This window comes from Acidovorax radicis N35 (genome assembly GCF_000204195.1).
In the GTDB taxonomy this organism is placed as follows: domain Bacteria; phylum Pseudomonadota; class Gammaproteobacteria; order Burkholderiales; family Burkholderiaceae_C; genus Acidovorax; species Acidovorax radicis.
In genome coordinates this window covers 164,960-171,078 of sequence record NZ_AFBG01000025.1, presented here as the reverse complement: position 1 = coordinate 171,078, position 6,119 = coordinate 164,960, and the positions used below count along the sequence as shown (strand labels likewise).

Below are 6,119 nucleotides of genomic sequence, written 5' to 3'. Positions count from 1 at the left end.
GCGATGGGGTTGATCAGCTTCACAGTGATCGACACGTTGTCACCAGGCATGACCATTTCCTTGTCGGCTGGCAGCTCGATGGCACCAGTGACGTCGGTCGTGCGGAAGTAGAACTGAGGACGGTAGTTGTTGAAGAAAGGCGTGTGACGGCCGCCTTCGTCCTTGCTCAGAACGTACACCTCAGCGGTGAAGTGGGTGTGGGGCTTGATCGAGCCGGGCTTGCACAGCACTTGGCCGCGTTCCACGTCTTCGCGCTTGGTGCCGCGCAGCAGCAGGCCAACGTTGTCGCCAGCCTGGCCTTGGTCCAGCAGCTTGCGGAACATTTCCACGCCGGTGCAGGTGGTCTTGACGGTGTCCTTGATACCGACGATTTCGATTTCTTCGCCGACCTTGACAATACCGCGTTCGATACGGCCGGTCACCACGGTGCCGCGACCGGAGATCGAGAACACGTCTTCCACAGGCATCAGGAAGGCGCCGTCCACAGCGCGCTCTGGCGTGGGGATGTAGGTGTCCAGGGCTTCGGCCAGCTTCATGATGGCTTCTTCACCCAAAGGACCCTTGTCGCCTTCCAGGGCGAGCTTGGCAGAACCGCGAATGATCGGGGTGTCGTCGCCAGGGAAGTTGTACTTGTCGAGGAGCTCGCGCACTTCCATTTCGACGAGTTCCAGCAGTTCTTCGTCGTCCACCATGTCGCACTTGTTCAGGAACACGATGATGTAAGGCACGCCCACCTGGCGGGCCAGCAGGATGTGCTCACGGGTCTGGGGCATGGGGCCGTCAGCGGCCGAGCACACCAGAATGGCGCCGTCCATCTGGGCAGCGCCGGTGATCATGTTCTTCACATAGTCGGCGTGGCCTGGGCAGTCCACGTGGGCATAGTGGCGGTTGGCCGTTTCGTATTCCACGTGGGCGGTGTTGATCGTGATACCGCGGGCCTTTTCTTCGGGCGCTGCATCGATCTGGTCGTATGCCTTGGCTTCGCCGCCGAACTTGGAGGACAGCACGGTAGCAATCGCTGCCGTCAGCGTCGTCTTGCCGTGGTCCACGTGGCCGATAGTGCCCACGTTGACGTGGGGCTTGGTCCGTTCGAATTTACCTTTTGCCATTTTGAATCTCCAAAGAGCAATGCCTGTGTTGGGGTTTAACGTCTGCACCCGATTGCTGGTTCGTCCCGCACAGGGCAACAGGACGGCACCGGGTCGCAGATTGCAAGAATATTGCTACTGTTTTAATAGCTATTTGCGCTTGATAGACAAGCGCCAACGGCCATTTTTAATCAAAAATCAAGGGTGAAGGCCTGCCAGGGCAGGCCTTCACCCAAAGCGCATCACTTGGCGCGTGCAGCCATGATGGCTTCCGAGACGTTGCGAGGCGCTTCGCTGTAGTGCTTGAATTCCATCGAGTACGTGGCGCGACCTTGCGTTGCGGAACGCAGCGTGGTCGAGTAGCCGAACATTTCCGACAGAGGCACTTCGGCGCGGATGGCCTTGCCACCGCCAGGAATGTCTTCCATGCCTTGCACCATGCCGCGGCGCGAGGACAGGTCGCCCATCACGTTGCCGGCGTAGTCTTCAGGCGTTTCCACTTCCACGGCCATCATGGGTTCCAGAATGACCGGGCCAGCCTTGCGGCAGCCTTCCTTGAAGCCGAAGATGGCAGCCATCTTGAACGCCAGTTCGTTCGAGTCCACATCGTGGTACGAACCGAAGTGCAGCGTGACCTTGACGTCCACCACGGGGTAGCCAGCCAGCACGCCTTGCGTGACGGCTTCGTTGATGCCCTTTTCGACCGCAGGGATGAATTCACGAGGAACCACACCACCCTTGATCGCGTCGACGAACTCGATGCCCTTGCCGGCTTCGTTGGGTTCGATCTTGAGCACGACGTGACCGTACTGGCCCTTACCGCCGGACTGGCGCACGAACTTGCCTTCGGCTTCTTCCACCGTCTTGCGGATGGTTTCGCGGTAGGCAACCTGGGGCTTGCCCACGTTGGCCTCCACGCCGAATTCACGCTTCATGCGGTCCACGATGATTTCCAGATGCAGCTCGCCCATACCGGCGATCAGCGTCTGGCCCGATTCTTCATCGGTCTTCACGCGGAAGGATGGATCTTCAGCGGCCAGGCGTTGCAGGGCGATGCCCATCTTTTCTTGGTCGGCCTTGGTCTTGGGCTCCACAGCCTGCGTGATCACAGGCTCAGGGAACACCATGCGCTCCAGAATGATCTGGGAGTCGATGTCGCTCAGCGTTTCGCCAGTCGTCACGTCCTTCAGGCCCACGCAGGCAGCGATGTCGCCAGCGCGAATTTCTTCGACTTCCTGGCGCTCATTCGCGTGCATCTGCACGATACGGCCAATGCGTTCCTTCTTGCCCTTGATCGGGTTGTAGACGGTGTCGCCCTTGGTCAGCACGCCCGAGTACACGCGCACGAAGGTCAGCTGACCCACGAACGGGTCGGTCATCAGCTTGAACGCCAGTGCCGAGAACTTTTCGCCGTCATCCGCCTTGCGGGTCACGGGGTTTTCGTCTTCGTCGGTACCCGTCACGTCCGCGATGTCCGTGGGTGCTGGCAGGTAGTCGATGACGGCGTCCAGCATGCGCTGCACACCCTTGTTCTTGAACGCAGTGCCGCACAGCATCGGGTGGATTTCCGTAGCGATGGTGCGGGTGCGCAGACCGAACTTGATCTCGTCTTCGGAGAGGTCACCCTCTTCGAGGTACTTGTTCATCAGCTCTTCAGAGGCTTCAGCAGCAGCTTCCACCATCTTTTCGCGCCATTCCTTGGCCGATTCGAGCAGCTCAGCCGGAATTTCTTCGTAGCTGAACTTCATGCCCTGGGATGCTTCATCCCAGATGATGGCCTTCATCTTCAGCAGATCGACCACGCCGGTGAACTTGTCTTCCGCGCCAATCGGGATCACCACGGGCACGGGGTTGGCCTTCAGGCGCAGCTTCATCTGGTCATAGACCTTGAAGAAGTTGGCACCCGTACGGTCCATCTTGTTCACGAATGCCAGACGTGGCACCTTGTACTTGTTGGCCTGGCGCCAGACGGTTTCCGACTGAGGCTGCACGCCGCCCACGGCGCAGTACACCATGCAGGCGCCGTCGAGCACGCGCATGGAACGCTCCACTTCAATCGTGAAGTCCACGTGGCCGGGGGTGTCGATGATGTTGAAACGGTGCTCAGGGTAGGAGTTGTCCATACCCTTCCAGAAGCAGGTCGTGGCAGCCGAGGTGATCGTGATGCCGCGCTCTTGCTCTTGCTCCATCCAGTCCATGGTGGCAGCGCCATCGTGCACTTCGCCAATCTTGTGGCTCACGCCCGTGTAGAACAGGATACGTTCGGTGGTCGTGGTCTTGCCAGCGTCAATGTGGGCCGAGATACCGATATTGCGGTAGCGCTCGATGGGAGTCTTGCGAGCCATGGTGGATCCTTGGATGGGTCGTGTTATTCGGGGGACGGGGCCGCCATTGTGGCGCTGCAGCCCGTCAATTTTGTGACCGCCTCAATCGCCACAAGGCTGCAGGCAAAAATGCCGGCAGCCTTGCGCTTGACGACGAAGCGATGCGTCGATTTAGAAGCGGAAGTGGCTGAATGCCTTGTTGGCTTCGGCCATGCGGTGAACTTCGTCACGCTTCTTCATGGCACCACCACGGCCTTCGGTCGCTTCGAGCAGCTCGTTGGCCAGGCGCTGGGCCATCGACTTTTCGCCGCGCTTGCGGGCAGCTTCCTTGATCCAGCGCATCGACAGGGCCAGGCGGCGCACGGGGCGCACTTCCACGGGCACCTGGTAGTTCGCACCGCCGACGCGGCGCGACTTCACTTCGACCATGGGCTTCACGTTGTTGATGGCAACGGTGAAGGCTTCCAGAGGGTCCTTGTCAGGGTGCTTCTTTTCGATCAGTTCCAGGGCACCGTAAATGATGCGCTCTGCAACCGCCTTTTTGCCGCCTTCCATGATCACGTTCATGAATTTGGACAGCTCTACATTGCCGAACTTAGGATCCGGCAGGATTTCACGTTTGGGGACTTCGCGACGACGTGGCATTTTTTCACCTCATATTGCTTCAGTTGGCATCTTTTCAGACACCGCGAGATTCATTCAGAACCCCACTTACTCGACCCACACGGAACACACCGCGCTTGGGGTCACTTCGTTTGACTGCGCCTGCCTGGCGAATCAAACACCGATGGAGACACAACCGCCAGGGCTTATTTGGCCTTTGGCTTCTTGGCACCGTACTTGGAGCGCGATTGCTTGCGGTCTTTCACGCCTTGCAAATCGAGCGAACCGCGCACGATGTGGTAACGCACACCGGGCAAGTCCTTGACACGACCGCCGCGAACCAGCACGACGCTGTGTTCTTGCAGGTTGTGGCCTTCGCCGCCGATGTAGGAAATGACTTCGAAACCGTTGGTCAGGCGAACCTTGGCGACCTTCCGCAGAGCGGAGTTAGGCTTCTTAGGCGTCGTGGTGTACACACGGGTGCACACGCCGCGGCGCTGGGGAGAATTTTCCATCGCAGGGCTCTTGGACTTGATCTTTTCGACCTCGCGCCCCTGACGGACTAGTTGATTGATGGTTGGCATGAATACGTCCCTAAACGTAAAAAACGAAAACGTGAAACCCTTCGGAATTTCCGAAAAGCCTTCTAATGTAGCAGCAAGGGTGTAAAGAGGCAAGCCGCAGCGGCTTTCTCAAAAAACCACGCCACACGGATGGCCTGAACCTGCCATTGCCGACGGCCGTCGAAAGCGCACGGCAAATGTGAGGGCAGCCGTGCAAGGGCCGCCCCGCCGCACTGGCTGCGTCCCCCTTCCCGAATGGCACAGCCATTCGAGAGGAGGGGTGAAGGCGCGAAAGCGCCTCAGGGGGTTGCACCCTACTTAATCCAAAGCCGGATCGCGTCCCAGGCACGTCCCAGGATGCCCGCCTGCTCCACACCTTCCAGCGCCACCAGGGGCACTTCGGCCAGGGCCTGCTCGCCCAGGAGCACCTTCAGGGTGCCCACGGACTGGCCCTTGGTGAATGGAGCGACCAGCGGATCAGGGCGCGCGATCTGGGTGGTGATCTTGCCGGCGCTGCCCGCAGGCACCGCCACCACGATGGCATCCTCGCGCCCGATCTTGAGGGTGTTTTCCGTGCCCTTCCAGACGGCGGGCGTGGCCACGGGTTTGCCGGCGTCGAAAAGCTTGACGGCTTCAAACGCGGTATAGCCCCAGTTCAGCAGCTTCTGGCTTTCGTTCGCGCGCGCGTTTTCGCTGGCGGCGCCGAGCACGATGGACAACAGACGGCGCTGGCCCACGCCCGGGAACTCACGCTTGGACGTGGCCACCAGGCAGTAGCCGGCGGCCGCAGTGTGGCCGGTCTTGAGGCCATCCACCGTCGGGTCGCGGAACAGCAGCGAGTTGCGGTTGCTGCCGTTCGACGCGGGGGTGCCCGGGTAGCTGTACTGCTTGGTGGAGTAGTAGTGCATGTACTCCGGGAAGTCCTTCATCAGCCGCGTGGCCAGCACCGAGAGGTCACGCGCCGTGGTCGTGTGGCCGGGTTCGGTCAGGCCTTCGGGGTTCTTGTAGCTCGTGCCTTTCATGCCCAGGGCCTGGGCCTGGTCGTTCATGAGCTTGACGAAGTTCTCGGCCGTGCCGCCCACGCCTTCGGCCAGGGCCATGGTCGCGTCGTTGCCCGACTGGACGATCATGCCCTTGATGAGGTCTTCCACGGGGACCTGCATCTTGGGGTCGATGAACATGCGCGAACCGGGCATCTTCCAGGCGCGCACGCTCACGGGCAGCTTCTGGTCCAGCGCGATTTTCTTGGCGCGCAGGGCGTCGAACACCAGGTAGCCCGTCATGAGCTTGGTCAGCGAGGCCTGCTCCACGGGGGCGTCGATGTCCTTGGCTGCCAGCACCTGGTTGGCCGTGACGTCCACCAGCAGATACGTGCGCGCAGCAATTTCAGGGGGCTGGGGCGCCTGCGCAAGGGCTCCGAAGGCGGCAGGCGCCACGGCAGCAAAGACGGCCAGGGATCGCAGCGCGGACAAGATTCGTTTCATGGGCAATAAGGGGCTGGAGAGGCTTAAAAAAGGAGAGAAAGAGAGGGAGGGGACGGG

The 6,119-nt window shown here is 60.5% G+C and carries 5 protein-coding genes; all 5 read right to left on the bottom strand.

Features of this window, described 5'->3' with window-relative positions; genetic code table 11:
• Positions 1-1,109: elongation factor Tu (tuf, locus tag ARADN35_RS0125085; RefSeq protein WP_010467141.1), on the bottom strand; the 1,109-nt coding region annotated here is incomplete at its 3' end.
• Between the two features lie 221 nt (positions 1,110-1,330).
• Positions 1,331-3,433 carry an elongation factor G gene (gene fusA / locus ARADN35_RS0125080; RefSeq protein ID WP_010467140.1) on the bottom strand — a complete coding sequence of 701 codons (2,103 nt, stop codon included), beginning with the start codon at positions 3,431-3,433 and terminating at the stop codon, positions 1,331-1,333.
• 150 nt (positions 3,434-3,583) lie between these two features.
• The gene (gene rpsG, locus ARADN35_RS0125075) at positions 3,584-4,057 is read right to left on the bottom strand and encodes a 30S ribosomal protein S7 (RefSeq protein ID WP_005798541.1); all 474 of its coding nucleotides are present in this window, start codon (positions 4,055-4,057) and stop codon (positions 3,584-3,586) included.
• A gap of 164 nt (positions 4,058-4,221) precedes the next feature.
• Positions 4,222-4,599, bottom strand: coding sequence for a 30S ribosomal protein S12 (gene rpsL / locus ARADN35_RS0125070; RefSeq protein ID WP_007851137.1), 378 nt, complete (start codon positions 4,597-4,599; stop codon positions 4,222-4,224).
• A 293-nt stretch (positions 4,600-4,892) separates the two neighbouring features.
• A complete protein-coding gene (locus ARADN35_RS0125065) occupies positions 4,893-6,062 on the bottom strand; it encodes a D-alanyl-D-alanine carboxypeptidase family protein (RefSeq protein WP_029414398.1) in 1,170 nt (389 codons plus the stop codon).
• Between the last annotated feature and the right edge of the window lie 57 nt (positions 6,063-6,119).